We start from the raw sequence: 25,088 nt of genomic DNA on the forward strand, positions 1-25,088 counted from the left end.
AGTGATACGCGCCCGGCGCGGAGGAGGGCAAGGGGCCGGCGGCTACCCGTGCCGGGCTGCGTGGCGGGCCTGAAGTGCGGCAGCCAGGTAGGGCGCGGTGCGGCTGTCAACGGAACGCGCGACGGCGGCCGGGTCACCGGCGGCGACGATCTCCCCGCCGGCGTCACCACCGGCGGGCCCCAGGTCCATCACCCAGTCGGCGGCGGCCACCACATCCATCGCATGTTCCACCAGGACCACGGTGTTTCCGGAGTCCACCAGCCGGTTGAGCTGCGCCATCAGGAGCTGAACGTCCGCGGGGTGCAGTCCCGTGGTGGGCTCATCCAGGAGGTACAGCGTGTGCCCGCGCCGGGCGCGCTGCAGCTCCGTGGCCAGCTTGATCCGCTGCGCCTCGCCGCCGGAGAGTTCGGTGGCGGGCTGGCCCAGCCGGAGGTAGCCCAGCCCCACGTCCTGCAGCGTCTGCAGGGAACGTGCCGCGGTGGGAACTCCCGTCAGGAAACCGGCGGCGGCGTCGACCGTCATGCCCAGTACCTCGGCGATGTTCCTGCCGTGGTACGTGACCTCCAGGGTCTCCGGGTTGTAGCGCGAGCCGTGGCATTCCGGGCACGGACCGTAGCTGCCGGGCAGGAAGAGCAGTTCCACGGCCACGAACCCTTCGCCCTGGCAGGTCTCGCAGCGCCCGCCGGGCACATTGAACGAGAAACGGCCGGGCCCGAACCCCCGGCTCCTGGCAGCCTCAGTGGCAGCGAACTCCTTCCGGACGGCGTCGAACAGCCCGGTGTAGGTGGCGAGGTTGGAGCGCGGAGTGCGGCCGATCGGCCTTTGGTCCACCTTGACCAGGCGGTCGATCCCTTCCAGCCCGCTCACGGTGCCGACGCTCAGGGGCCCATTGTTGTCTTCGGCCTGGTCCGGTTCCGGCTCATCGGCGGCAGGCCCGGTCACCGTGCGCAGTGCCGCGCCGGCCACGCCGGCCAGGACCTGGCTGACCAGGGTGGACTTCCCGGAACCGGACACACCGGTGACCGCCGTCAGGACGCCGAGTGGAAAAGCCGCGTCCAGGTTCCGCAGGTTGTGGCGGCTCACATCGCGCAGCTCAAGCCAGCCCGCGGGCTGCCGGGGCCCACCCCTGCCGGCGTCAGCGCCGCCGTCGCCCGTTGCCGCTTGCCGTTCCCCCCGGAGCTCTCCCTCCTGGAAAAGGAACGGCCGCGTCACGGACTCCGGCACTGCCTTGAGGCCCTGCACCGGGCCGCTGTACAGCACCTCTCCGCCGTCTTCGCCCGCACGGGGTCCCACGTCCACCAGCCAGTCCGCGCGGCGGACCAGGTCCATGTTGTGCTCCACCACGAACACGGAATTCCCGGACGATTTGAGCTGGTCCAGCACGGCAACTAGGGGTTCGGCGTCTGCCGGATGCAGGCCTGCGGACGGTTCATCGAGCACGTAGATCACGCCGAAAAGCCCGGAGCGCAGCTGCGTGGCAATCCGGAGCCGCTGCATTTCGCCGGGCGAAAGCGTTGGCGTGGGCCGGCCAAGCGCCAGGTAGCCCAAGCCAAGCTCCAGCAGCACGTTGATGCGCTGCAGCAGGTCCCGGGTGATGGCAACGGCCACTTCGTTGGACTCGGAGGACTGCCTTCGGGAGGCGGTTCCCGCAGCGGCCAGTTCCGTGGTGGGGCGGATAAGCTCCGCCAGTTTGGCCATGGGCACGGCGTTAAGCCCGGAAATGGTGTGGCCGGCGAAGGTGACCGCCAGAGCCTCGGGCCGGAGTCCTGTCCCGCCGCAGCGGGGGCACGGTCCCGTCTCCATGAACCGCAGCACTTTCTCCCGCATTGCAGGGCTCTTGGAGTCGAGCAGCGTGTGCATCACGTAGCTCTTGGCGCTCCAGAACCGGCCTTTGTAGGGCTTGGCCACGCGGTCCCGCTGCGGCGTCACTTCCACCACAGGCTGTTCTTCGGTGAACAGGATCCAGTCGCGCTGCTTCCTGGGAAGCTGATGCCAGGGGGTGTCGACGTCGTAGCCCAGGTGGGACAGGATGTCGCGCAGGTTCTTGCCCTGCCAGGCGCCGGGCCAGGCCGCGATGGCGCCATCACGGATGCTCAGGGACGGGTCTGGAACCAGCGATGCTTCACTGACGGTGTGGGCAGTACCCAGGCCGTGGCATTCCGGGCAGGCGCCAGCCGCAGTGTTGGGGGAGAAGGCGTCCGAGTCCAGCGAAGGGGCGCCGGCAGGGTAGGTGCCTGCACGCGAGAAGAGCATGCGCAGCGAATTGGACAAGGTGGTGACGGTCCCAACGGTGGAGCGGGAGGTGGCCGTGCCCCGGCGCTGCTGGAGGGCGACGGCGGGCGGCAGCCCGGTAACCTGTTCCACCTTGGGGTTGTGCCCCTGCTGGATGAGCCGCCGGGCATAGGGTGCCACCGATTCGAAGAACCTGCGCTGCGCTTCCGCGTAGATGGTGCCGAACGCGAGGGACGACTTGCCGGAGCCGGAGACACCGGTGAACGCCACGATCGCATCCCGTGGCACGTCCACGCTCACGTTCCGCAGGTTGTTTTCGCGGGCCCCACGCACCCGGACGAACCCGTCTTCGGCATTGCCGGCCGCAACGGACGGTAGGGTCGGGGCGGTCAGTTCGTCAGGGTTCTGTTTTGCATGCACCGCTTCGACTGTAGTGCCGATCCGTGGATGGCCGGGAATTTCTTTGCACCTGTTGGGCCGGCACGGGCGGATTTACACTGAATCATTCCGCGACGCTGGCAGGCGGGGAGGCTGACCGGGAAGAGAAGAACCAACTACATATTTGGGAAGGGCCGGCCATGGGCAACGCGTCGCAGGGAGCTAACAGGGCAGTATCGGAGGCCGCATCCGCCAGCCGCAGCCCGGTGGTCCGCATGTTGGCCCGGGCAGGATTTGTCTTCATCGGCCTGGTCCATATCCTGATCGGCGTCATTGCCCTGCAACTGGCCCGCGGCCAGGGCGGCGAGGCCGACCAGTCGGGCGCGATCGGAACGCTGGCAGCCAAGCCCGGCGGCGGCATCCTGCTTTGGGCCGGCGCCGTGGCCTGCGGCGCACTCGCCCTGTGGATGCTCAGTGAAGCGTTCTATGGTGCCCGCAGCGGGACTGAATCCAAAAAGAAGGTCAAAGAGGCGGCCACCGCCGTGGGCAAGGCCGTCGTGTTTGGTTTCCTGGCCTTCACCTTTGCCGTCTTTGCCTCGGGCGGCAGCAAGAACTCCAGCCAGTCGGCCAGCGACTTCACGGCAAAGCTGATGGGGGCACCGGCCGGGATGGTGCTTGTGGTTGCGGTGGGGCTGGCGATCGCCGGCGCCGGCATCTTTTATGCCTACCGGGGTGTTTCCCGGAAGTTCATGAAGGACCTGCAGGATCCGGGCAGCGCCCGCACGGCGGTCGAGTGGCTCGGAACTGTCGGCTACACAGCCAAAGGTGTGGTGCTCGCCGTCGTCGGCGTCCTGATCATCGTGGCGGCCGCCACCGCTGACCCGTCCAAATCCTCAGGTTTGGACGGTGGACTGAAAACCCTCGGGTCACAGCCTTACGGCGTGTTCCTTCTCGCCGCCATCGCGGCCGGGCTCATCTGCTACGGCGTGTACTCCATGGCGCGGGGGCGCTACGGAAAGTTCTGAACCCGCCCCGGACGGCCCCGCCAGGATGAGCGTTCCCGGGCGCCCCGGCCGAGGGCGTCCAGAGCCGCGCCCAACGGGAGGTGCAGCGCGGGCCCGTGGCCGGGGAGGATGACAGTGGCATCCGTTCCCTCCAGTTTCCGCAGGGCGGCCACCGCCTCTGCAGGGTCTGTGTGATACATCCGGTGCAGCATCTGCGGCCCTGCAGTCCGGCTGATCGGGTGGCCGGTGACGAACGAATCACCAACTGCGATGACGCCCGCCTCCGGAAGGAGGATTGCCGCGTTGCCCGGGGTATGGCCGGGCAGTGAGACGGCGACGGGGTTGCCCGGCAGGGACCGGAGCGTGGCCGCGTCCCACCCCTGTGCTCCGGCCGCAGGCTTCGCCGCCAGCGCACCGGCTTTTATGGCATGAACCATCCAGCGCAGGACGCGCGGCCGCCATGCACGCCTGAGCACCTGACCAAGGGTGACCTGGTGCTTTTCCGTTCCCTGCACGTGGGCCAGTTCTTCGGGGGCGCACAGCACCGGGGTTCCGAACGCCTCGGCGAAGTACGCTGCGGAGCCGGTGTGGTCCACATGGCCGTGCGTGACCAGCAGCGCAAGGGCGTCGGCAGGTTCCAGGCCCAGATAGCGGAGTGAGGCAAGGACGTGGCGGCGGTCGGCGGGGTAGCCGCTGTCGATGAGGATGAAGCCCGTCCCGTCCCGGACCACGATCCAGTTGGCGGCCGGCCCTTCGGCGAAGTAGATGCCAGGTGCCTGCTCGGAAAGGCTGGCGGCGGGGTTCCACGTGGATTGCTGCTGCACGGGTCAAGGGTAGCTGCCCAAGCGCAGCCGGGGTGGCCGTGGACCCCTGCCCCCAAACCCGGCCGAGGGGCTACCTAATGCCCTAAGACTTCCTGTGCAGTCGCTGTGCATCCTGTTGATTCTGGTCACCTTCGCCCTACAGTGTTCCCACAATTGCCTACGATGGGACACGGACAAAGGACAGATCGGCGGCAGCGAGTCAGCTGCCGCCACGCATTTCCAGGGAGGAGGCAGCACCCATGCGGCACAATTTCTTGCTTTCCGAGCACCCCGGGCGCGTTCTCGCGGCGGGAGCTGTTGCCCTCCTCCTGGCCGTCACATCGGGAAGCACGGCCCAGACCCAGCCATCCGCCACGGCGGCGCCTCCTGTCCGCGTGGTGGTGGTCGGGGACTCACTGAGCACAGGCCACGGTACCTCTCCACAGCAGGCATGGCCGGCGCTCATGCGGAAAGACCCGGAAGTGGCCGGCCTGGAAGTGGTCAACGCCGCCGAGGACGGAAGCGGCTACCTCAGCCTGGGTGACTACAACGGAACCTTCGGCACCCAGGTCGAAGACTTCGTCACCCCGGACACGGGCATTGTGGTCTTCTTCGGATCCGAGAACGACCTGGGGTACGCGCCCGCTGACATAGGCAGCGCTGCCCTTGCCGCAATGGACCGGGCGGAGACCCTGGCCCCTGATGCCAGAATCATCGTGGTGGGCCCGCCTTCCTACACGGCAACCCCGGACCCGGGGCTGGTGGACATCAGCGACCAGCTCAAGGCCGCCGCCCAGCAGGCCGGCGGGGAGTTCGTGGACCCGATTGCCGAGGGCTGGATCAGCGATGACTTCGACGATCTGATCGGTCCCGACGGCGACCATCCAACCGTCCAGGGGCAGCACTACTTGCTGGACCACATCGGCGCCTACCTTGAGCAGGCAGCCCCGGCGGCAGCGGCCGCCATGGAAGGGCGCCAGGACCCGCGCAGGCCTGCCGCCTAGTCCCACGGCCAGGACCGGAGAGGCCTGGCCGGAACCATCTGGATCAAAGCATCTAGACCAAGGGCCAGGGGTAGCGCATGCCCGTGCGGTCCACGGGGAGGACCTTTTCCTGCAGCATGCGTTGGACCCTGCGCTGGAGTGCGGCCACCTCGGCTTCGTCAAGCAACGCAGCGAGGTCGGGCGGCACCGCGGCGGCCAAGGGGCTGATGTCCTCGAGCAGGGCATCAGGAACGGGGTCGCCGGCGAAGTCCCAGATCACCGTCCGCAGCTTGAACGCGGCCGAGAAGCACAGGCCGTGGTCGATCCCCCAGATGTGGCCGTCGGTGCCGCGCAGCACGTGGCCGCTTTTCCGGTCGGTATTGTTCGCCACGTAATCGAACAAGGCCATCCGGGCAAGCTCCGGATGAGTTTCGGGGGAGTCGGCGAAAAGTGTGAAGTAGTGCTCCTCGAGGTCGCCCTCGATGAACCACTGCAGGGACCCCACCCCCAGCGGTGCATCCGTGCGGACCACCGTCGGCGGGACGATTCCCCATCCCAGTGCCTCACTGAGCAGGTACGCGGCCCGCTCCCGGCGGTGCAGGCCGGCGTCGAAATCTGCGAGCGGACGTTCCCCCGCAACGGGTTTATAGACTGCCCAGTTGGAGTCGTCCCCGCACGAAAGCTCCACGAGGAAGGTGGCATTGCTGCCGCTCATGATGCGGCCCAGCAACTCCACGCGGCCCTCCGTGAGGAGTGTCAGTTCCCGCCCGGACACCGCAGGCCCCACGCTAGTGCACGTCCGTTCACTGCGCCCTCAGCCCGCTGAGGGGTTCGGACATCGAATTCACAGTGAGCACGGCGGGTGCCTGGCCGTCGGTGTAGGAGATCGCCGAGACCGACGCCGGGCTGATCATGATCCGCTGGAAGAGGTCCAGGTGGGTGCCCAGCGCGTGCGCCACGGCCGCTTTAATGGGGTCCGCGTGGGAAAAACAGACGACGACGGCACCCGGGTGCGCGGCCCGGAGTGCGTCCAGGCTGCCGACAATCCGGGCCTGCATTCCGGAGAACCCCTCGCCATTGGGGAAACGGAAAGCGGACGGGTTGTGCTGGACGGTTTGCCACTCCGGCAAACCCGTCAGGCCGGCGAGCGCGGCACCGGTCCAGTCGCCGAAATCGCATTCCAGGAGACCGGCGTCCTCGCTGACGGTGACCCCGGCACGGACCGCAGTAGGCTCCGCCGTCTCCCGTGCCCGCTCGAGGGGCGAGGAATAGACCGCGTGCACGGGCAGGCCGGAAAGGCGCTCAGCCACGGCGTCGGCCTGGGCACGTCCCCGCTCGGAAAGGTGCAGCCCCGGGGCCCGGCCGGGCAGGACGGTACCAGTGGTGGGCGTCTGGCCGTGCCGGACTAAAAGGATCAATGTGCTCTGTGTCATTGCGTCTAAGCGTAGCCGCGAGGGGACCCCGTGCCGAGCCTGCGAGGCGCGGGGAGCGGCAAGCGGTAGCCGCGAGGGGACCCCGTGCCGAGCCTGCTAGGCGCTGGGAGCGGCAAGCGGTACGGGCAGCCGTTTGGGAATCTGGAGGAATCTCTCGATTAGCCGCAGGGCGGGGCTTACGGTAGAGAGGTGACTGATCGCCCCGATATCTACACCGTTGGTGAACTCCGTGCGGCAGGCTACGTCCTCAAGGACCTTCGCCACGAAATCCGCGACAATCTCCTCGCCGCCCTGGCGGAAGGACGCGACCCCTGGCCAGGCCTCTATGGCTTCAGCAGGACGGTGATTCCCCAGCTGGAGCGGGCACTGATAGCAGGCCATGACATTGTCCTGCTGGGCGAGCGCGGCCAGGGCAAGACCCGCCTGCTCCGCACCCTGGCCGGGCTGCTGGACGAGTGGTCGCCCGTGATTGAGGATTCGGAGCTTAACGAGCATCCGTTCGAACCGATCACCGAACAGTCCCGGACCCGCGCGGTGACCGAAGGGGACCGGCTGCGGGTTGCATGGCGGCACCGTTCGGAGCGCTATGTCGAGAAACTGGCAACGCCGGACACCTCGGTGGCAGACCTCATCGGTGACGTGGACCCGATGCGCGTGGCCGAAGGCCGCCGGCTGGGGGACCCGGAGACCATCCACTACGGGCTCATTCCGCGCTCGAACCGCGGCATCATCGCCATCAACGAGCTGCCGGACCTTGCCGAACGCATCCAGGTGGCCATGCTCAACGTCATGGAGGAGCGGGACATCCAGATTCGCGGCTACGTGTTGCGGCTGCCGCTGGACGTGTTGGTGGTCGCCTCCGCCAACCCTGAGGACTACACCAACCGCGGCCGGATCATCACGCCGCTGAAGGACCGCTTCGGCGCGGAGATCCGCACGCACTACCCGATCGAACTGGAAGACGAGGTCTCGGTCATCCGGCAGGAGGGCCGCCTGGTGGCGGATGTCCCGCCGTTCATCCTGGAGATCCTGGCCCGCTACACCAGGGCGCTGCGGCAGTCGCCGGCGATCAACCAGACGTCCGGTGTTTCCGCCCGGTTTGCCATTGCCGGGGCAGAGACCATCGCCGCCGCGGCCCTGCGGCGGGCCAGCCTGCGGGGTGAGGACCAAGCCGTCGCCAGGATCATCGACCTGGAACCCGCCGTGGAGGTGCTCACCGGGAAGATTGAATTCGAATCGGGCGAGGAAGGGCGCGAGCAGGGCGTCCTTGACCACCTGCTGCGCACCGCCACAGCCGAGGCGGTCAGGGCCCATTTCCAGGGGCTGGACATGGGCCCGCTCGTGAACGCCCTCGATGGCCACCGGACCGTCAGCACCGGCGAGCAGGTCACAGCCCGGGAGTTCCTTGGCAACCTGCCGTCGCTGAACGGCTCCGGCCTCTACGAGGAAATTGGCCGGCGCCTCGGTGCGGTGAACGACGGCCAGCGGGCCGCCGCCGTCGAACTCGCCTTGGAAGGCCTGTACCTGGGCCGGCGGATCTCCAAGGAGTCCGACGACGAGGAAACCATTTACGGCTAAGCCCAGGAGGCACCATGGCTATCCACAAACGGTCCGCCAGGTACGGCCGGTACAGGGGCGGCCCGGACCCGCTCGCCCCGCCGGTGGACCTGGCCGAGGCGCTCGACGCCGTCGCCGAGGACGTCATGGCAGGCTACTCGCCGCGCCACGCCCTGCAGGAGTTCCTGCGCAGGGGCGGCCGGAACCGCGACGGGCTGGACGACCTTGCCCGGCGCGTCCAGCAGCGGCGGCGCGACCTGCTTGGCCGGCACCGGCTGGACGGCACCCTGGACGAAGTGAAGAAACTCCTGGACACCGCCGTGCTGGAAGAACGCAAGCAACTCGCCCGGGACGCCATGATGGACAACACCGACCGTGCCTTCCGGGAAATGCAGCTGCAGAACCTCCCGCCATCCACCGCCGCGGCCGTCAACGAGCTCGCATCCTACGACTGGCAGTCAAGTGCAGCCCGCGAGGCTTACGAACAGATCAAGGACCTGCTGGGCCGGGAAGTCCTGGAGCAGCGGTTCGCCGGGATGAAGCAGGCGCTGGAGAGCGCCACCGATGAAGACCGCGAGGCCGTAAGCGCCATGCTCCGGGACCTTAACGAGCTGCTGGGCAAACACCGGCGGGGCGAAGACACAGACTCGGACTTCCAGGAATTCATGGCCAAGCACGGCCAGTACTTTCCGGAGAACCCGCAGTCGGTTGAGGAACTGGTGGATGCCCTGGCCCAGCGCGCCGCCGCGGCCCAGCGGCTCCTGCAGTCAATGTCCCCGGAGCAGCGTGATCAGCTGATGCGGCTGTCCGCCCAGGCCTTCGGTTCACCCGAACTCATGGCCCAGCTCAGCGAACTCGACGCCACCCTGCAGGAATTGCGGCCCGGGGAGGACTGGAACGGATCGGAACGCTTCGAAGGACAGGAGGGCCTGGGCCTGGGTGATGGCACCGGGGTGCTCCAGGACATCGCCGAACTCGACGAACTGTCCGAACAGCTGTCACAAAGCTACAACGGCTCCCGGCTGGACGACCTGGACCTGGATGCCCTTGCGCGCCAGCTCGGGGAGAGCGCCGCGGTAAGCGCCAGGACGCTTGCGGAGATTGAGCGGGCGATGCAGGACGGCGGCTATCTGCGGCGCGGGGCGGACGGCGACCTTCGGCTGTCCCCGCAGGCCATGCGCCGGCTTGGAAAGTCGCTGCTGCGTGACGCTGCCAGGCAGCTGTCCGGGCGGCAGGGCAGCCGGGACACCAGGATGGCAGGGGCTGCGGGCGAACAGACCGGGTCCAGCCGGCAGTGGGAGTTCGGCGACGCCGAGCCCTGGGACGTCACCCGCACCATGACCAACGCCATCCGGCGGACCATGGCCGACGGCGGTGACCCGGCCCGCGGACTGCGCCTCGCCGTGGACGACATCGAAGTAGCGGAGACGGAAGCCCGGACCCAAGCCGCCGTTGCCCTGCTGGTGGACGTGTCCTTCTCCATGGCTGCCGAGGGGCGGTGGGTTCCCATGAAGCGGACGGCGCTCGCGCTGCACCACCTGGTGTCCACCCGTTTCCGGGGGGACCGGCTGCAGCTGATCACGTTCGGCCGCTACGCGCAGTCCATGGACATCGGGGAACTGACGGCTTTGCCGGCCCTGCGCGAACAGGGCACCAACCTGCACCACGGCCTGCTGCTGGCGGGCCGCTTCTTCCGCCAGCACCCGTCCATGCAGCCGGTCCTGCTGGTGGTTACCGACGGCGAACCCACCGCGCATCTGCTGCCCGACGGGGACTCCTGGTTCAACTGGCCGCCCGATGCGGAAACCATCCGGGCTACCATCGGGGAACTGGACCGGCTTGGCCGCATGGGGGCACAGACCACCTTTTTCCGCTTGGGGAACGACCCCGGCCTGGAACGCTTCATCCAGCGGATGGCGCACCGCGTGGATGGTCGGGTGGTGGCCCCCGAGGTGGGCGATCTGGGGGCCGCAGTGGTGGGCGAGTACCTGCGCGCCCACGTCCGCAGCGCCTACGCCGACGGCGATTGGTTCTGACCGGCGGTGGGCCAGTTGATGGTGGACCTGATCGTCACCCTGGACGGCTGTGCCAATGGGGAGGGTTGGCCGGGCTGGTGGGGCCTGGAAGGGCCGGAATACCTGGCCTGGCTCAAGCAGGAGGCCCGTAAGGAGCGGACCTATCTGATGGGGGCCAACACCTACCGCCTCATGTCCGGCATGTCGGAGGACGCGGCGGCCGGGGGTGAAGGGTTCTCCGCGGAGGAAGCCACTTCGCTGACGGGCCTCGCTGCCGTCCCCAAGGTGGTGTTTTCCTCCAGTTTAAAAACACCCCTCCGGTGGCCGAACTCCCAACTGGTGGCCGGGGACGCCGTTGAGGCCGTCAGGCAGATGAAACAGGCCTCCGCGGGGCCTTTGAGTACCCTGGGCAGCCTCAGCCTTTGCCGGTCCCTGGTTACAGCCGGCCTGGTGGACCGGTTTCGCCTGGTTGTCTTCCCCCTGATCACCGGCCGTACCGGAAGCGAATGGATCTATGAGGGCTACCCTGACGTTGCCCTGGAGATGGTGGACAGCAGGACCTTTGACGGGCGCCTCCAGCTGCTCGAGTACATCCCGCGCGTGATCGACACGCCGCAAGGGGCTGGGCAGGCGTAAAGCCTCCGGCGTCAGGTCACCGTGGAAGCACCACGACTTCGGTCCGGTAGGCCTGCGAGGAGCGCATGCTGCCGCGGAACCAGCAAACCGCATGCACGGCGGCGTCTCCGGGCGGCACCATCGGACGAAGGTTGTCCACGCCGGAGTTGGCTGTCACTGCCTCCCACTCCCACGTGGCGCCGCCGTCCCGGGTCCGGCCGGCGTAGAGCTCGTAATGTGCGGTGGCATCGCCGGTCCGGGGATCGGCCGGAGCGGAGACGTACACCCGGTCCAGGTCGTAGGGGTCCACCGCACCCAGCCCGGTGTAGTCCTGTTCGTGGGGGAGCAGGGCCGGGCCGGCCGCTGCGAGATGGTGCAACTGCCAGCGCATCCCGTCGAAGCGGGCGTAGAGCAGGCGGTGGTCATCGACGTCGAGCGCCTGCTCCCGCCCGAGGGCGCCGTTGACGTCGTTAGACCGGCAGCTGATGATGGCGGCCAGCTGGGAGCCCTGGCCGCGGACGTCGACGGTCCAGCCGTGGGTGAGGATGTCCCCGCCGAGTTCGGTGCCTGCCTTGAAAACCGTGGTGAGGGAGCTCTGGTTGATGCCGGGGAGCCGAGCAGGGGCTTGGAAACCACCTGGCCCTGTCCATCGTGCAGCGCGTTGTCCCGGATGAAGCCGTGATAAATGCTGTTGTTGAAGTCGCGGGGGTGGTGGTCCGTGGTGATGAGGTCGATACGGTCGGTGCCGTTGCCGACATAGCGGGTGTAGCCGTTGACGTAGCCGATTTTAGGCCGGGTAAAGAGCTTGCCACCGTAACTCCAGCTGCTGCCGTCGTCCTCCGAGACCATCATCGTGGGGTCGTCGTTGATGGCCCGGACAAAGTTGTATACCCGGGATTCCGCGTCCAGGCGGTGCAGGTTGGAGTAGGTGGCGCCGCGGCCGGCCGCCAGTTCCGTCCAGTCGAAGCATTCTTCCGGGCCCCATTCAGAGGCGTCGTGGGGTCGCGTGGAGATTCGCCAGCGGGAAAAGTTGTCTGTCTTGTGCTTCGCGTACATGGCCAGGTACCGGCCGTCCGGCCTGATCAGCAGCGCGGGCGCATTGTGGTCGTCGGGCTCCAGCCTCTGGTGCAGGACGTGCACCGTGCTCTGGCCGGTGGCCAGGTCCAGGACGGCAATTTCGATGTTGCCGCCCCGGCTTTCGCCGCCGGGGCCGTCGGGGGCAGCCACGGAACCCGCCAGCAGGGTGTTGGTAACGGGATCGACCAGGGCCCGCTCGTCCTGGAACCAGCACCATGCGCCGTTGTCGTTGATTGTGATCGGGTCCGCGGGCATGGCACTCCTGGTTCGAGTAGGAAAGCGTATTCCGCTATCCTCGCCCATGCCTCCCCGGGGGTCAACGCCTCTGAACCAGGTGGTCATCCCTGGGCGGCCGCTTCAGGCACGGGACCCGCCTGCTGCCGTACGGAGCCGTTCCGTGTCAGGATCAAGGTATGCCCCAGCGCCTCATGCTGCTCGACACTGCCTCCCTCTACTTCCGTGCCTTCTACGGCCTCCCGGACACCATCCGCCATCCGGACGGTACGCCGGTCAACGCCGTCCGCGGACTGCTGGACATGATCGCCCGGCTCACCATCGACTACCAGGCCACCCATCTTGTGGCTTGCTGGGACGATGACTGGCGGCCCCAATGGCGGGTGGACCTGCTTCCCACCTACAAGGCCCACCGGGTGGCCCGGGCGGTACCGGATGGCACGGACGTTGAGGTGGTCCCGGAGGGGCTCGAAGCGCAGCTGCCCATGATCCGCAGGGTGCTGGAGCTGGCCGGCATCGCGATCGTCGGCGCGGCCCACCATGAGGCCGACGACGTCGTTGGGACTTATGCGAGCCAGTCTGCCTTTCCGGTGGACGTCGTCACGGGCGACCGTGACCTTTTCCAGGTCTGCGATGACGAGCGCGGCGTCCGGGTGATCTACACCGCCCGCGGCATGAAGAACCTCGAAGTCATCACGGAAGAAAGCGTGGTGGCCAAGTACAAGGTGCTGCCGCAGCAGTACGCCGATTATGCAACCTTGCGCGGGGATGCCTCCGACGGCCTGCCCGGCGTGGCGGGAATCGGGGAGAAGACGGCTTCGTCCCTGCTGCTCAAGCACGGCACCCTGGAACGCCTGCTGGCAGCGGCGGAAGAGCCCGACGGCGGGGTATCCGGTCCTGTCCAGGCCAAGCTGGCTGCCGCCGCCGCGTACCTTGAAGCAGCCCCCGCCGTCGTCCGCCTGGTGCGGGACCTGGAACTTCCCACCCTTGACGAAGCCGGCGCCCTCCTGCACCCCGTGAGCGGCGAGCGGCGCGCCGAACTCGAGCGGCTTGCCGCCGACTGGAACCTGGGCGGATCGGTCCGGCGGCTGCTGGCCGCGCTGGACCAGCGCGGCTAGCCAGGCGCGAAGGGCGCGAATGGCCGCGACGAGAACCGTCATGTGTTACGTCATCCATGGACACGGCAGGATCCAGGTGGACCAGTGCGGATGACGCCGGATGTACGGGCGTGACGCTGGATTGCGGTCCGAGTCCGCGCGTTTCAGGCCGCTTGAACAGGCCTGGTCGGGGTGGTTTGGTGAGGTAACGATCCAGATGAGAGGCCATTTCCATGACAGTCACTTCAGATCTTGCCCCGCGCCGCCTGCGCGATATTTTCGGAACATTCGCCAGTGGCCTGACCGTAATTACCAGTTCCACTCCGGACGGGCCCGCCGGTTTTACCTGCCAGTCCTTCGCATCCCTGTCGTTGGATCCTGCCCTAATCACGTTCAGCCCGGCGCGCACCTCAACCACGTGGCCGGTGCTGCGGAAGGCCGGTTCCTTCACCGTCAACATCCTCCCGGCAGAACACCAGCACCTCGCGGGGCAGTTCGCCCGCTCGGGAGCAGATAAGTTTGCCGGCGTCAGCCACACCTCCTCGCCGCTGGGAAATCCCGTGCTCGATGATGCGCTCGCGTGGATCGACTGCGAGCTCCACGCAGAGTACGACGGCGGCGACCACACCATCGTGGTGGCCGCGGTGCGGCACCTCCACGCGCGGCACGACGCCGAACCGCTGCTCTTCTACAAGGGCCGGCACGCCGGCCTTGCGCCGGCGGAGAGCCTGCTCGAAGCGGCGGGCTGACCGGGCCTGCCCATCGATGGGCGTAAGGCTTCCGCTCCGCGCGCGGGAACGCCGGCCTTCCGTACTCTTGCTTCAGGCCCATCAGGTAGTAAGCTTACTGAGCATTACTAGTAAGCTTGCTGATTAAATGGGATGGGAGCAGGAGCCATGGGCGCAATTTTCGGTACGGCCCTGTCACTGATGCTGACCGTTGGCGGGGCGGCGGTTGCCGCTGAGGGTGGCCCGGGAGCTGCCCAGCACTATCTTGCGGGCCATGTGCTCCTCGGAGTGGGCATCGGCCTGTTGATCGCCACCATCCTGCGGACGGCTGTCCGGATTCTCCTGGCCCGGCGTACTGCCCCCGCAGACAAGACCACGGCCGCGGCCGCCGGGGCCGAACCGGCCACCGTCACCGTGCTGCCTGTTCGCTCCACCGCTCCCATGCCGATGCGGGGCCGGCATGCCGCGTGAGGGGGAACCGGCCACGGCACCGGGACACACCGCTGAGGCAGCCGGGGCAAACCCTGCGCCAGCGCGCCGCCGGAGGCTCCGTGGCCTGATCGCCCTGTGCTGCACCCTGGTTGCCGCGGCGTTGGTGGTTGGCGCGGCAGGCATTCGCTCTGCGGACGCCGACGAAAACGTCCTCCGGGGCTTCCAGATCCGCGTCCTGAGCATCAGCCAGGCGGCCGCGGAGAACAGGATGGACGGGGCACTGGCCGCCCTGCAGGCACTCGAGAAAGACCTGGGTGACGCGGCGGCAGCGGGGCGCCTCTCCGCCGCACGCTACCGCGGCATCGAGACCGCGCTCTCGGCAGTAAAGTCGGACCTCGCCACGAAAGTGGCGGCCGCCGCAGCACCTCCCGCGCCGGAACCCGGTGCAGCCGCTCCTGCCCCCTCCGACAGCACCCCACTTGCCGACACGGACCAAAGTGGACCCGTCCCCGCTCCCGTGGAACCGGCGGTGCCTGCCGTTGCTCCCGCCCCTGAACCGGCCGCGGATGTTCCCGGCGACCAGCGGTCGGACACTGCCAAAGAAGCCAAGGACAAGAACAAGGGCAAGGGGCAAGGAAAGCCCTGACCCCAACGGCGGGGTGCCACACGGCAGGGCAGAATGGACGGATGACTCCCCTTGAGGGCCCTCTGCCCGCCGACGCCTTCGACCTTGCGGCCATCGGCGCCGGGCTTGCCTTCGAGGGTTCCCTGTCCGCATTGCGCAGCGTACTGGAAAGCGGCAGCTCACCCGGCGCAGCTGTGGTGCAGGCGCCGCCCGGAACAGGAAAGACCACGCTCGTCCCGCCGCTGCTGGCGAATCTGTACGGCCGGCGCGGGCGCGTCGTCGTCACCCAGCCGCGCCGTGTTGCCGCCCGGGCCGCTGCCCGCCGGCTCTCCGTCCTGGACGGAAGGGGGCGGGGGGAAGGCCGCGTGGGCTACACCGTCCGCGGGGAACGCCAGGCAGGCCCCGGCACCCGGGTCGAATTTGTCACCCCGGGCATCCTGCTCCACCGCCTGCTGGCCGATCCCGGGCTTGACGGGACCGCCGCCGTCGTCCTGGACGAGGTGCACGAACGTGGGCTGGAAACCGACCTCCTGGTGGGCATGCTCGCGGAGGTCCGGGCGCTCAGGGGCGACCTCGCCGTCGTCGCCATGTCTGCAACGCTGGACGCGCCAAGGTTCGCCGGGCTGCTGGGGGATTCCGACGGCGGCATGCCGGCACCCGTGGTCGACTGTCCTTCCGTGAACCATCCGTTGGAGGTCCAGTGGATCCCGGCGCCAGGGGCGCGGCTGGACGCCAGGGGGGTGAGCCGTTCCTTCCTGGACCATGTGGCCGCGGCAGCGGCGGACGCCCACGCCCGCGCCATCGCCGCCGGCCAGTCAGTGGACGCCCTCGTGTTCCTCCCTGGCGCCCGGGAGGTCTCCCACGTTGCAGCAGCGCTGCGTACCCGCACTGGTCGCACCGTGGACGTCCTCGAACTCCACGGCCAGGTGGGCGCGGCGGAGCAGGACAGGGCGGTGTCGGGACGCGGTCCCGGTGACCCGCCGCGGATCATCGTCTCCACCGATCTTGCCGAGTCTTCCCTGACGGTGCCCGGCGTCCGGCTGGTCATCGACTCCGGGCTCGCGCGCGAGCCGCGGCGGGACTCCGGCCGGGGCATGAGCGGGCTGGTGACGGTCTCCTGCTCCCGCGCATCCGCCGACCAGCGTGCCGGCCGCGCCGCGCGGCAAGGGCCGGGAACGGTGGTCCGCTGCTACTCGCAGCAGGCATACGGGGCGGCCCCCGCCCACGTGACGCCGGAAATCAACGTGGCCGACCTGACAAGTGCCGCCCTCACACTGGCCTGCTGGGGTGCCCCGGGCGGAAGGGGGCTCGCCCTTCCGGATGCACCCCCGCGGCTGGCCATGGAGGACGCCGTCGAGGTGCTCCGCGAGCTGGGCGCCGTGTCCGACGACGGCCAGGTGACGAAGGCGGGGCGCGCCCTTGCCGGGATACCCGCCGATCCCCGGTTGGCCCGGGCATTGCTCGACGGCGGCGCCTCCCATGGCCAGCAGCTCGCCGCCGAGGTGGTGGCGGCGCTCTCCGGGGACAACCGTGCCCCCGGAGCCGACCTGCCCCGCCTCCTCGCCCAGCTCCGTGCCGACCCGGGCCCCGCGGGCCGCCGCTGGGCAGAAGAGGCCAAGCGCCTGGCTGGCCTGGCACGGCGGCAAAAAACCGCTGCCGTGGCAGGCCCTGCCATACCTGCCACCGGCGGCGAAGCTGTAGGGGCCGTCGTCGCCCTCGCCTTTCCGGACCGGGTGGCCCGCCGCGTTCCCGCCAGCGGGGGCGCCGGGCAGTACTTACTTACATCCGGTACCAGGGCCGGCCTGCCCGTTGGCAGCAGCCTGTCGGGGGAGGAATGGGTGGCCGTGGCGGAAGTGTCCCGGACGGAGGGCCGGGCCGCTGCCGGAACCGGCGCCGTGATCCGCGCGGCTGCACCCCTTTCGGCGGTGATGGCCGAAAGGGCCGCGGCGAACCTGCTGGCCGAGACGGTGGACACCGAATTCCGTGGCGGCCGGGTGAGTGCGCGAAGGACCAGGCGGCTCGGGGCCATCGTGCTGTCCGCCACGCCGGTCCGCCCCACGGCAGAGCAGGGCAGGAGGGCCGTGGCGGCGGCGCTTCAGTCCGGGGGGCTCTCGACGCTGGCATGGTCAGCGTCGGCGTCCGTATTGAGGCGCAGGCTCGCCTTCCTGCATCACGGGCTGGGAGCGCCCTGGCCCGATATGTCGGACAGTGCACTGCTGTCGCGGCTGGAAGACTGGCTGGGGCCGGAGCTGGAAGAGCTCGCCGCCGGCAAGCCGGTGGGTTCCCTCGACCTGGCCCAGCCCCTGCGCCGCCTGCTGCCGTGGCCCGAAGCCGCCCGGCTGGACGAGCTCGCCCCGGAAGGACTTGACGTGCCCAGCGGCGCCAAAGTCCGGATTGACTACCCGGAGCCCGGTGACGGCGCGGCTGCCCCGGTGGTGGCGGTGAAACTGCAGGAGTGCTTCGGCCTGGCCGAATCCCCGAGGCTGCTGGGAGGCAGGGTGCCGGTGCTGTTCCACCTGCTTTCGCCGGCCCGCCGCCCCCTCGCCGTCACCGATGACCTCACCTCATTCTGGTCGGGACCGTACAGCCAGGTACGTGCGGAAATGCGGGGCCGCTACCCCAAGCATCCGTGGCCGGAAGACCCCTGGTCCGCCCCGGCCACGGCACGGACCAAGCAGCGCAGGTAGTGGCTGGCCGAGGACCCTTAGGAGTGCGCTGCAATGAAGTCGGCGACCGGGGCGGCCAAGGACGCCCCCACCTCGTCGGCGGGGCGCTTCTTGCCCGCCACCGCGAACGAGTGGTCACCGCCTTCAACCCACTGCAGGACGGCACTGGGCCCGATCCGGGACACGACGTCCGACAGGATGTCGGCGGTGGCAAAGGTGTCCCGGGTCCCCTGCAGGAACAGCATGGGCGTGGTAAGCCCGTACAGGTGTTCGTCCCGGAGCTTGTCGGGTTTCCCCGGAGCGTGCAGGGGGTAGCCCAGGTACACCAGGCCTGCGGCGTTCATCCCCTCGGCCACGGCCATGGAGGCCATTCGTCCGCCGAACGACTTGCCGGCAGCCCACACCGGGCCGCGGTCAGCATGCGCTTCAGCCTGTGACCGGGCCGCAGCCATCGCGGCCCGCCAGGCGGCAATCGCCGCGGGAGGGCGGTCGGGAAACTTCCGCCCTGCCTCCCGGTAAGGGAAGTTGAAGCGCAGGGTGGCCAGGCCCAGGCGGTTGAGGGCATCACTGAAGCCGCGGAGGAACGGGTGCTCCATGCCCGCGCCTGCGCCGTGTGCCACCACCACGGTTGCGGTGGGCTCCGCGGGGCGGGCATAGACGGCGGAAAAGGTGGCGTCACCTGCGGTGATGGTGAGCTGCTGTTCGGAGGCTGGCATGGGTCCATCATGCCGGAGCCCTGCCGGATGTGCCGGTCCCGGCCTGCGCCGGGGTGTACGTTGTCCCCATGGCGAGTGAACAGACCACCATCACAGTGCAGGGTCCCCACGGTCCGCGGGAGATGCGGATTTCCAGTCCCAGCCGGGTCCTGTGGCCGGACCTGGGCCTCACCAAGCTGGACCTGGTGAACTACATCTGCGATGTGGGGGAGGCGTTCATCGCCGCCAACGGGGACCGGCCGGTGGCGCTGCAAAGATTTTCCGGCAACATCGACGGTGAACAGTTCTTCTCCAAGAACCCGCCCAAGGGCACGCCGGACTTCATCCGCTCAGTCAAAGTGGTCTACCCCAGTGCCCGGTCCCACCCGCAGCTGGTGTTCGATGAGCCCGCGGCCGCCGTCTGGGCCGTCCAGATGAACACGGTGGTGTTCCACCCCTGGCCTTCGCGCGCAGAAAACACCGACAACCCGGACCAGCTGCGCATCGACCTCGACCCGCAGCCCGGCACCGACTTCGATGACGCCGTCCCCGCCGCCCTGGTGCTGAAGGAGGTCCTCGCCGAGGCCGGGTTGACCTGCTTCATCAAGACTTCCGGAAATCGCGGACTCCACGTCTATGCGCCCATCGAACCCACCCGCGAGTTCCTGGACGTCAGGCATGCAGTCATCGCCGTTGCCCGGGAAGTGGAGCGGCGCATCCCGGACAAAGTGACCACTGCCTGGTGGAAGGAAGAACGGGGCCGGCGCGTGTTCCTGGACTTCAACCAGGCCAACCGCGACCGCACCATCGCCGGCGCCTACAGCCCGCGGGCGCTTCCGCACGCCCCAGTCTCATGCCCCATTACCTGGGACGAACTGGAGCACGCCGATCCGAAAAACTTCACCATCCTCACCGTCCCCGGACGGCTGAAGGCGGTGGGCGATCCCTGGGCGGATTTCAGTGCGAGCCCCGGCACCATCGATACTCTGCTGGAGTGGTGGGACCGCGACTGCAAGGCCGGCCTGGGCGAGATGCCCTTTCCGCCGGACTACCCCAAGATGCCGGGGGAACCGCCGCGGGTCCAGCCCAGCAGGGCACGCAAGCAGGACTAAGCCGCCCTCCCGTAACGGGGCACGTTGACACGGACCCCCGGCCGCCGTCGTAACGTACGACGGCGGCCGGGGGCAAAGTGCCCCGCGACGGCTCCCTGCGGATACTCCTGTGTGGGTTATTCGAACCTGGACGGATCGCCCATGCCGCGCCGGACAATCTCGGCGACCCCGCTGGAGAAGTCCACCACGGTGGTGGGCTCGGCGCCGCAGTCCCCGGCGTCGATGACGGCATCCACCTGGTGGTCCAGCCGCTCCTTGATCTCCCAGCCCACGGTCAGCGGTTCCTCCTCATCCGGCAGCAGCAGCGTGCTGGACAGCAACGGCTCGCCCAGTTCGGCCAGCAGCGCCTGCACCACGCGGTTGTCCGGGATACGCACACCCACGGTCTTCTTCTTGGGATGGAGCAGGCGCTTGGGAACTTCCCTGGTGGCGGGCAGGATGAACGTGTAGCTGCCGGGGGTGACGGCCTTGATGCTCCGGAACACGTCATTACTGATGTTCACGAGCTGCCCCAGCTGGGCGAAGTCCCGGCAGACAAGCGTGAAGTGGTGCTTGTCATCCAGGTGCCGGATGCTCCTGATCCGGTCCAGGGCCTCGCGGTTGCCCATCTGCGCGCCCAGCGCGTAGCAGGAGTCGGTGGGGTAGGCGATCAGGCCGCCGTCGCGGATGATCTTCACCGCATGCGCAATGGCGCGGGGCTGGGGGTCGTGGGGGTGGACATCAAAGAATCGGGCCATGCCCCGAGCCTACGTTCCCGCGGGCCGCACCGCACCCCTCCTCCGCAGCCGGCCGGCGCGGCGGAGGAGGGCACCTGCCCTGCCCATTGGTGGGAGAATGTGCCTCATGGCTAGGGAACGCATCGTCATCGGCCTTAACGGCAGCGGCGAGGGAGACCTCCTGGTGCGCCGCGCCGCGAAGCTCCTGGAGCGGGCGGGCGAAGGTGACGTCCTTGCCGTCCACGTCCGGACCCCGTCCGGCGCGCAGGGCGAGTCGCCGCATGCGCTGGAGGCCCAGCGGCAGCTCGTCGCAGGGCTCGGCGGCAGCTATCACGCGCTTTCGTCCGGCGACGTCGCCGGGGCCCTGCTCGACTATGCCCGCGCGCACGATGCCACACACATCCTGGTAGGGCAGAGCCGCCGCAGGTTTGCCGTCCTGTCCGGCGGCAGCGTGGAAGCGAAGGTGGTGCGCGGCGCCGGGGACATCGATGTCCAGGTGGTGCCCCGGCCTGCGGTGTCCCGGCCATCCCTGTCCAGGGGCGCCGGGCAGCGGACCGCATTGGGGCGGCGCAGGGTGATGATCGGGTTTGCGCTCGCCGCCGCCCTTCCGGCCGGGCTGCAACTGCTGCTGGCAGTCTTTGACCACAGCGTGGCCACGGCGGCACTGCTGCAGCTGGCCGGCGCGGTGGCCGTCGCCCTGGTGGGGGGCCTCTGGCCCGCGATTGCGGGAGCATTATGGAGCAGCGTGCTGGTCAACTACTTTTCCACGCCGCCGCTGCGGGATCTGGCCATCCACGACCCTCAGGACGTCCTGTCGCTGGCCGTGTTCGCCGGGGTTGCCGTAGCGGTGGCAGGGGTGGTGGACCGGTCTGCCCGGCGGTCCAAGGAGGCTGCCACGGCACGGGCCGAAGCCGCCACCCTGGCCGATCTGGCCCTCGCGGCGTCCCGGCACGAGGACAACCTGAAGGGGCTTTTGGCTGAAGCGGTGAACGTTTTCGGCGCCACCGGCGCCGCTGTCCTGGCCCGGCCCGGCGCCGGACCCGGTACCGATGGGCACGCGTCCGCCGGGGGCAGTGACGCGCCGGGCACGGCAATGAAGGACGACGCCGGATCAGACGTTGGGCTGGGCGGCTGGCAGGTGGTTGCCGCAGCCGGGGATGCCGCGGACCGGCTGCGGGGGCCCCTGGCCGGGGTTCCCGCCACCGGAACTCCCGCTACCACCGTTGAGCAGGTGGATGAGGAAACCTCGCTGGTGCTGCTGGGGCGTGAGGTTCCACCGTCCGGGCGCAGGCTGCTGGCCGCTTTCGCGGTCCACGTCAAAGCACAGCTCGAGCGCCGCCAGCTGGCAGCCACCCGCACCGAAATGCTCCGCCTCGCGGAGGGAAACGCCATGCGCACTGCCATCCTCCGGGCAGTGTCCCACGACCTCCGTACGCCCCTGGCCGGGATCAAGCTGGCTGCCGGCGGGCTCCTGCAGCACGGCGTCTCCTACACCCCGGCGGAGCAGCATGACCTGTTGGAGACCATCGATGAGTGCACGGACAGGCTGGACCTGCTGGTGGCCAACCTCCTGGACATGTCGCGGATCACCGCGCAATCGGTGGAACCGCTGCTGGGCCCGGTCCGCTGGTCCGAGGCCGTTGAAGCTGCTTTACGGGGCCTGCCCCGGGGAGCGGTGAGGGTGGCGCTGCCGGCCAACATGCCCCCGGTGGATGCCGATGCCGGCCTGCTGGAGAGGGCGGTGGCCAACATCCTGGAAAACGCGCTGAAGTATGCCGCGGGCACGGCTGTGGTGGTGGCAGGCGGTGCCGGCGGCAGTGTCCTGGACGGTCATCCCTGTGGAGAGTTGCAGATCATTGACCACGGCCCCGGCGTTCCGGCCCGCAAAGTGGTGGAGATGTTCCGTCCGTTCCAGCGGCTCGACGACACATCCACGTCCACCGGGATCGGACTGGGACTCTCGGTGGCGCAGGGCTTCGTCCAGTCGATGCGGGGAACGCTCACCGCCAGGGAAACCCCGGGCGGCGGCCTGACCATGGTGATCCGCCTGCCCCTCTCTACCGGCATACCGGCCAGCGCCCCCGCCGGCGGCAGCCCCGGCATTCACACGGCTGCCGGGGCGCAGCCATGAGGGGGAACGACGGCGGCACCCCTGGCAGTGCCCGGCAGGCCAAGGCGAGGGTCCTGGTCATCGATGACGATCCGCACCTGTTGAAGGCCCTCCGCATCACGCTCGCCGCGCACGGCTACGCGGTGGACACGGCCGTGGACGGTGCTTCCGCGCTCGCGGCGGCCTCCCGGTCCGCGCCGGACCTGCTGGTCCTGGACCTGGGCCTGCCGGACATGGACGGGACCGAGGTCCTGAGGAACCTGCGCCGCTGGAGCGCCGTGCCCGTCCTGGTCCTGTCCGCCCGCCATGGATCCCCGGACAAGGTGGGCGCCCTTGATGCCGGCGCCGACGACTACATCACCAAGCCCTTTGGCCTCGATGAGCTGCTGGCGCGGCTGCGTGCCCTGCTGCGGAGGGTGCCGCAGGCCAAGACACACCCCTTGGTCAGCTCCGCCGGCTTTACCGTTGACCTCCTGGCCCGGCAGGTCCTGCGTTCCGGGCAGCCCGTGCGGCTCACCCCCACCGAGTGGAACATCCTGGAAATCCTGGTCCGCAACCCGTCGCGGCTCATCTCGCAGCAGCAGTTGCTGGCCGAAGTCTGGGGACCGTCCTACGGTAAGGAAGCCAACTACCTCCGTGTGTACATGGCCCAGTTGCGGAGGAAGCTGGAGGACGATCCAGGCAATCCCCGGCACCTGCTGACCGAAGCCGGCGCCGGCTACCGCTTCGTGCCGTGAACAGGGGAGTGTTTCCCTTCCGGGCCGTCACAGCATGGGGCAGGATGGTGTCTGCCCCAGTTCCGGCCGACGCGGTTCCGGCCCCTTCGAAGGAGACCCTCCCATGCCAACAGTCCTCAATCCCTACCTGAGCTTCCGCGACAATGCCCGCGAGGCGATGAACTTCTACCAGTCCGTGTTCGGTGGCGAACTGACGCTCAGCACCTTCGGCGACTTCCAGGCCGGCGAAGACCCTGCGGAAGCGGAGAAGATCATGCATGCCATGCTGGCCACCACCCAGGGCCTGGTACTCATGGGCGCGGACACCCCCAACAGCATGCAATACCACCCTGGCTCCTCCATATCCATTTCCCTCAGCGGGGACGATGAGGTGGAGCTTCGCGGCTACTATCAGAAGCTCAGCGCCGACGGGGGAGCGGTGACAGTTCCCATGGAAAGGGCTCCGTGGGGAGATGTTTTTGGCATGTGCACCGACCGGTTCGGAGTGTCCTGGCTGGTCAACATCAACGCCGCGCAGGTGACTCCGGCCCCCTGAGCTCCCTGTCCCGCCGGGTGGTGGATCTTCCCTTGCTTCTTGAGGCCGGGCCCGCGGGCTGGGAGGATTAACGGGTGAGCCCCCTCATGGAGTTTCTCTCCGACAAGTGGTGGATGGTATTTCCGCTGATGGCGTTCGCCGGTCGCTGGGCAAGCGGCTGGCGGCAGGCAGGCGAACGCCGGCACCGGCGCCGGGTTGAACTGTACAAGCTCAGGAACCAGGCGCTGGAAGCCGAAAGGGCCTCCGTGGGCGAGGTGCAGGCGCTGATGGCGACCCACGACGCGACCAATCGGCGGTGGCTCGACTATGAGCTGGACGTGGGCAAGCTGATCGATTTCCCGATGATGACGGACGTCCGCGAACCGCTCACGGTAGCCTTCCTTCGGGCCAAGCGGGAAGCGGACGGCCAGCGGCCCGCCTCAGCCGAAGACCTCCGGTCGGTGGCCGGCCTTGACGCGTACCGGCAGGCGGTCAACAACTTTGCGGTGGCGCTTGACGTGGCCGAGCGGGAAGCCCGGCGCGTCCGGGACAGCAAGTTCAGTGGGCCCGAACGCGAACGGCTGGCCACGGCACGCAAACTGCTGATGATCGCCGAGAACGACGCTGCCACCCCGGCCGAACGTCAAGCCGCCTACAAGCGGGCGCGTCATGAGCTGGACGGCCTCATCGTCCTGCCCGATGTCACGGTGGCGGCCCTCGAAGAGAAGATTGCGCCGGAACTGGATGCCGGGCCACGGCCGCCCCAGTTCCACCAGGGCTGAGTCCCTGCAGGTGCAGTGTGTGGCGCACGCTCTATTTGGACGTCGACGGGGTGGTCTGTCCGTTCGGCCCGGACGGCGTAACCGGCTGGGGCTCTGAATGGCGGCGCGCCAACGCCGGGCTGCTGCCGGTGGCCTTCGCTGCCGAACTCGTGACCGGGCTCAATACCCTGGCCCGGACGCCCTGGCTGCGGTGCGTCTGGCTCACCAGCTGGGAGGAACTGGCCCCGCAATACCTGTGTCCCGCCGTCGGACTTGCCGGCCGGAACTGGCCGTACCTCGCTGCGGACGGGGCCGCCGGCGGGACCGGCTGGTGGAAGCTTCGGGCCATCCAGGCGGATGTTGAAAAAACGGGCCCGGATGCCGTGGCCTGGGTGGACGACCAACTGGCCTTCGAGGCTGAAGCACAGCAGTGGGCCCGGATCCTTGGCCGCCGCATCCTGACCGTCTCGCCGCATCCCCGGCGCGGAATAACGCCTCCGGAACTGGACCGGCTCCGGTCTTTCCTGCTCCAACCCGTGTTTTGACCTCATGCCCGGGACGCGT

General features: G+C 68.7%; 24 protein-coding genes. 16 read left to right on the forward strand and 8 right to left on the reverse strand.

The window, feature by feature from the left end:
• Positions 1-42: 42 nt before the first annotated feature.
• A complete protein-coding gene (locus LFT44_RS09600) occupies positions 43-2,625 on the reverse strand; it encodes an excinuclease ABC subunit UvrA (RefSeq protein WP_236802847.1) in 2,583 nt (860 codons plus the stop codon).
• A 185-nt stretch (positions 2,626-2,810) separates the two neighbouring features.
• On the opposite strand from LFT44_RS09600, the gene LFT44_RS09605 reads away from it, so the two are divergent.
• Entirely contained in the window at positions 2,811-3,635 is an 825-nt protein-coding gene (locus LFT44_RS09605) for a DUF1206 domain-containing protein (RefSeq protein ID WP_236802539.1), read from the forward strand.
• Here the strand turns inward: LFT44_RS09605 and LFT44_RS09610 are convergent.
• Positions 3,620-4,438, reverse strand: a complete 819-nt coding sequence (locus tag LFT44_RS09610) for an MBL fold metallo-hydrolase (RefSeq protein WP_236802540.1) — start codon at positions 4,436-4,438, stop codon at positions 3,620-3,622. The genes LFT44_RS09605 and LFT44_RS09610 overlap by 16 nt on opposite strands.
• 239 nt (positions 4,439-4,677) lie before the next feature.
• Here LFT44_RS09610 and LFT44_RS09615 point away from each other — a divergent pair, with 239 nt between their 5' ends.
• On the forward strand, positions 4,678-5,421 hold the full coding sequence (locus LFT44_RS09615; RefSeq protein WP_236802541.1) for an SGNH/GDSL hydrolase family protein: 744 nt from the start codon (positions 4,678-4,680) through the stop codon (positions 5,419-5,421).
• 52 nt (positions 5,422-5,473) lie between these two features.
• On the opposite strand, the gene LFT44_RS09620 is transcribed toward LFT44_RS09615, so the two are convergent.
• Together LFT44_RS09620 and LFT44_RS09625 are read right to left on the reverse strand one after the other, a co-directional pair.
• Positions 5,474-6,175 (reverse strand): SCO1664 family protein, encoded by a 702-nt coding sequence (locus tag LFT44_RS09620; protein WP_236802542.1) that lies wholly within the window; start codon positions 6,173-6,175, stop codon positions 5,474-5,476.
• A 28-nt stretch (positions 6,176-6,203) separates the two neighbouring features.
• Entirely contained in the window at positions 6,204-6,833 is a 630-nt protein-coding gene (locus LFT44_RS09625) for an MSMEG_4193 family putative phosphomutase (protein WP_236802543.1), read from the reverse strand.
• A 189-nt stretch (positions 6,834-7,022) separates the two neighbouring features.
• Here LFT44_RS09625 and LFT44_RS09630 point away from each other — a divergent pair, with 189 nt between their 5' ends.
• Genes LFT44_RS09630 through LFT44_RS09640 form a run of 3 tightly spaced genes read left to right on the forward strand, consistent with a single transcriptional unit; the run spans position 7,023 to position 11,041 of the window.
• The gene (locus tag LFT44_RS09630; RefSeq protein WP_236802544.1) at positions 7,023-8,411 is read left to right on the forward strand and encodes a sigma 54-interacting transcriptional regulator; all 1,389 of its coding nucleotides are present in this window, start codon (positions 7,023-7,025) and stop codon (positions 8,409-8,411) included.
• Positions 8,412-8,425: 14 nt separating this feature from the next.
• On the forward strand, positions 8,426-10,426 hold the full coding sequence (locus tag LFT44_RS09635; RefSeq protein WP_236802545.1) for a vWA domain-containing protein: 2,001 nt from the start codon (positions 8,426-8,428) through the stop codon (positions 10,424-10,426).
• 18 nt (positions 10,427-10,444) lie between these two features.
• Complete coding sequence (locus LFT44_RS09640) at positions 10,445-11,041, forward strand: dihydrofolate reductase family protein (protein WP_236802848.1); 597 nt, start codon at positions 10,445-10,447, stop codon at positions 11,039-11,041.
• A 16-nt stretch (positions 11,042-11,057) separates the two neighbouring features.
• On the opposite strand, the gene LFT44_RS09645 is transcribed toward LFT44_RS09640, so the two are convergent.
• Positions 11,058-11,198 carry a hypothetical protein gene (locus LFT44_RS09645; protein ID WP_236802546.1) on the reverse strand — a complete coding sequence of 47 codons (141 nt, stop codon included), beginning with the start codon at positions 11,196-11,198 and terminating at the stop codon, positions 11,058-11,060.
• Positions 11,195-12,352, reverse strand: a complete 1,158-nt coding sequence (locus LFT44_RS09650; protein ID WP_236802547.1) for a BNR-4 repeat-containing protein — start codon at positions 12,350-12,352, stop codon at positions 11,195-11,197. Before LFT44_RS09650 ends, LFT44_RS09645 begins: the two co-directional genes overlap by 4 nt.
• A 158-nt stretch (positions 12,353-12,510) precedes the next feature.
• On the opposite strand from LFT44_RS09650, the gene LFT44_RS09655 reads away from it, so the two are divergent.
• The 5 genes from LFT44_RS09655 (at position 12,511) to hrpB (ending at position 17,900) form a co-directional block, all read left to right on the forward strand.
• Complete coding sequence (locus LFT44_RS09655) at positions 12,511-13,449, forward strand: 5'-3' exonuclease (protein WP_236802548.1); 939 nt, start codon at positions 12,511-12,513, stop codon at positions 13,447-13,449.
• A 212-nt stretch (positions 13,450-13,661) separates the two neighbouring features.
• A complete protein-coding gene (locus LFT44_RS09660; protein ID WP_236802549.1) occupies positions 13,662-14,177 on the forward strand; it encodes a flavin reductase family protein in 516 nt (171 codons plus the stop codon).
• Positions 14,178-14,324: 147 nt separating this feature from the next.
• Positions 14,325-14,627, forward strand: coding sequence for a hypothetical protein (locus LFT44_RS09665; RefSeq protein ID WP_236802551.1), 303 nt, complete (start codon positions 14,325-14,327; stop codon positions 14,625-14,627).
• Entirely contained in the window at positions 14,617-15,234 is a 618-nt protein-coding gene (locus LFT44_RS09670; RefSeq protein WP_236802553.1) for a hypothetical protein, read from the forward strand. The genes LFT44_RS09665 and LFT44_RS09670 overlap by 11 nt, the downstream gene beginning before the upstream one ends.
• Positions 15,235-15,275: 41 nt before the next feature.
• Positions 15,276-17,900, forward strand: a complete 2,625-nt coding sequence (gene hrpB, locus LFT44_RS09675) for an ATP-dependent helicase HrpB (RefSeq protein ID WP_236802554.1) — start codon at positions 15,276-15,278, stop codon at positions 17,898-17,900.
• 17 nt (positions 17,901-17,917) lie between these two features.
• On the opposite strand, the gene LFT44_RS09680 is transcribed toward hrpB, so the two are convergent.
• Positions 17,918-18,595 carry an alpha/beta hydrolase family protein gene (locus LFT44_RS09680; protein ID WP_236802556.1) on the reverse strand — a complete coding sequence of 226 codons (678 nt, stop codon included), beginning with the start codon at positions 18,593-18,595 and terminating at the stop codon, positions 17,918-17,920.
• Between the two features lie 68 nt (positions 18,596-18,663).
• Between LFT44_RS09680 and ligD the strand changes: the two genes are divergently transcribed.
• The gene (ligD, locus tag LFT44_RS09685) at positions 18,664-19,686 is read left to right on the forward strand and encodes a non-homologous end-joining DNA ligase (protein WP_236802558.1); all 1,023 of its coding nucleotides are present in this window, start codon (positions 18,664-18,666) and stop codon (positions 19,684-19,686) included.
• A 116-nt stretch (positions 19,687-19,802) separates the two neighbouring features.
• On the opposite strand, the gene LFT44_RS09690 is transcribed toward ligD, so the two are convergent.
• Positions 19,803-20,423, reverse strand: a complete 621-nt coding sequence (locus LFT44_RS09690) for an L-threonylcarbamoyladenylate synthase (RefSeq protein ID WP_236802560.1) — start codon at positions 20,421-20,423, stop codon at positions 19,803-19,805.
• A 106-nt stretch (positions 20,424-20,529) separates the two neighbouring features.
• Between LFT44_RS09690 and LFT44_RS09695 the strand changes: the two genes are divergently transcribed.
• The 5 genes from LFT44_RS09695 (at position 20,530) to LFT44_RS09715 (ending at position 25,069) form a co-directional block, all read left to right on the forward strand.
• A complete protein-coding gene (locus tag LFT44_RS09695; protein ID WP_236802562.1) occupies positions 20,530-22,533 on the forward strand; it encodes a DUF4118 domain-containing protein in 2,004 nt (667 codons plus the stop codon).
• Positions 22,530-23,249: a response regulator gene (locus LFT44_RS09700; RefSeq protein ID WP_236802565.1), complete on the forward strand. Its 720-nt coding sequence runs from the start codon at positions 22,530-22,532 to the stop codon at positions 23,247-23,249. Before LFT44_RS09695 ends, LFT44_RS09700 begins: the two co-directional genes overlap by 4 nt.
• Before the next feature lie 103 nt (positions 23,250-23,352).
• The gene (locus LFT44_RS09705; RefSeq protein ID WP_236802567.1) at positions 23,353-23,784 is read left to right on the forward strand and encodes a VOC family protein; all 432 of its coding nucleotides are present in this window, start codon (positions 23,353-23,355) and stop codon (positions 23,782-23,784) included.
• A 74-nt stretch (positions 23,785-23,858) separates the two neighbouring features.
• Positions 23,859-24,545, forward strand: coding sequence for a hypothetical protein (locus LFT44_RS09710; RefSeq protein WP_236802570.1), 687 nt, complete (start codon positions 23,859-23,861; stop codon positions 24,543-24,545).
• Positions 24,546-24,562: 17 nt separating this feature from the next.
• A complete protein-coding gene (locus LFT44_RS09715) occupies positions 24,563-25,069 on the forward strand; it encodes an HAD domain-containing protein (protein ID WP_236802571.1) in 507 nt (168 codons plus the stop codon).
• Positions 25,070-25,088: the final 19 nt, after the last annotated feature.

This window comes from Arthrobacter sp. FW306-05-C, from assembly GCF_021801725.1.
In the GTDB taxonomy this organism is placed as follows: Bacteria; Actinomycetota; Actinomycetes; order Actinomycetales; family Micrococcaceae; genus Arthrobacter.

Bases quoted from the DNA above. Each gene is read 5' to 3' on its own strand.
- hrpB (WP_236802554.1), top strand. From the start codon at position 15,276: ATGACTCCCCTTGAGGGCCCTCTGCCCGCCGACGCCTTCGACCTTGCG.
- LFT44_RS09615 (WP_236802541.1), top strand. From the start codon at position 4,678: ATGCGGCACAATTTCTTGCTTTCCGAGCACCCCGGGCGCGTTCTCGCG.
- LFT44_RS09695 (WP_236802562.1), top strand. From the start codon at position 20,530: ATGGCTAGGGAACGCATCGTCATCGGCCTTAACGGCAGCGGCGAGGGA.
- LFT44_RS09670 (WP_236802553.1), top strand. From the start codon at position 14,617: ATGCCGCGTGAGGGGGAACCGGCCACGGCACCGGGACACACCGCTGAG.
- LFT44_RS09665 (WP_236802551.1), top strand. From the start codon at position 14,325: ATGGGCGCAATTTTCGGTACGGCCCTGTCACTGATGCTGACCGTTGGC.
- LFT44_RS09700 (WP_236802565.1), top strand. From the start codon at position 22,530: ATGAGGGGGAACGACGGCGGCACCCCTGGCAGTGCCCGGCAGGCCAAG.
- LFT44_RS09705 (WP_236802567.1), top strand. From the start codon at position 23,353: ATGCCAACAGTCCTCAATCCCTACCTGAGCTTCCGCGACAATGCCCGC.
- LFT44_RS09690 (WP_236802560.1), bottom strand. From the start codon at position 20,423: ATGGCCCGATTCTTTGATGTCCACCCCCACGACCCCCAGCCCCGCGCC.
- LFT44_RS09635 (WP_236802545.1), top strand. From the start codon at position 8,426: ATGGCTATCCACAAACGGTCCGCCAGGTACGGCCGGTACAGGGGCGGC.
- LFT44_RS09655 (WP_236802548.1), top strand. From the start codon at position 12,511: ATGCCCCAGCGCCTCATGCTGCTCGACACTGCCTCCCTCTACTTCCGT.
- ligD (WP_236802558.1), top strand. From the start codon at position 18,664: ATGGCGAGTGAACAGACCACCATCACAGTGCAGGGTCCCCACGGTCCG.
- LFT44_RS09605 (WP_236802539.1), top strand. From the start codon at position 2,811: ATGGGCAACGCGTCGCAGGGAGCTAACAGGGCAGTATCGGAGGCCGCA.
- LFT44_RS09640 (WP_236802848.1), top strand. From the start codon at position 10,445: ATGGTGGACCTGATCGTCACCCTGGACGGCTGTGCCAATGGGGAGGGT.
- LFT44_RS09680 (WP_236802556.1), bottom strand. From the start codon at position 18,595: ATGCCAGCCTCCGAACAGCAGCTCACCATCACCGCAGGTGACGCCACC.
- LFT44_RS09660 (WP_236802549.1), top strand. From the start codon at position 13,662: ATGACAGTCACTTCAGATCTTGCCCCGCGCCGCCTGCGCGATATTTTC.
- LFT44_RS09650 (WP_236802547.1), bottom strand. From the start codon at position 12,352: ATGCCCGCGGACCCGATCACAATCAACGACAACGGCGCATGGTGCTGG.
- LFT44_RS09625 (WP_236802543.1), bottom strand. From the start codon at position 6,833: ATGACACAGAGCACATTGATCCTTTTAGTCCGGCACGGCCAGACGCCC.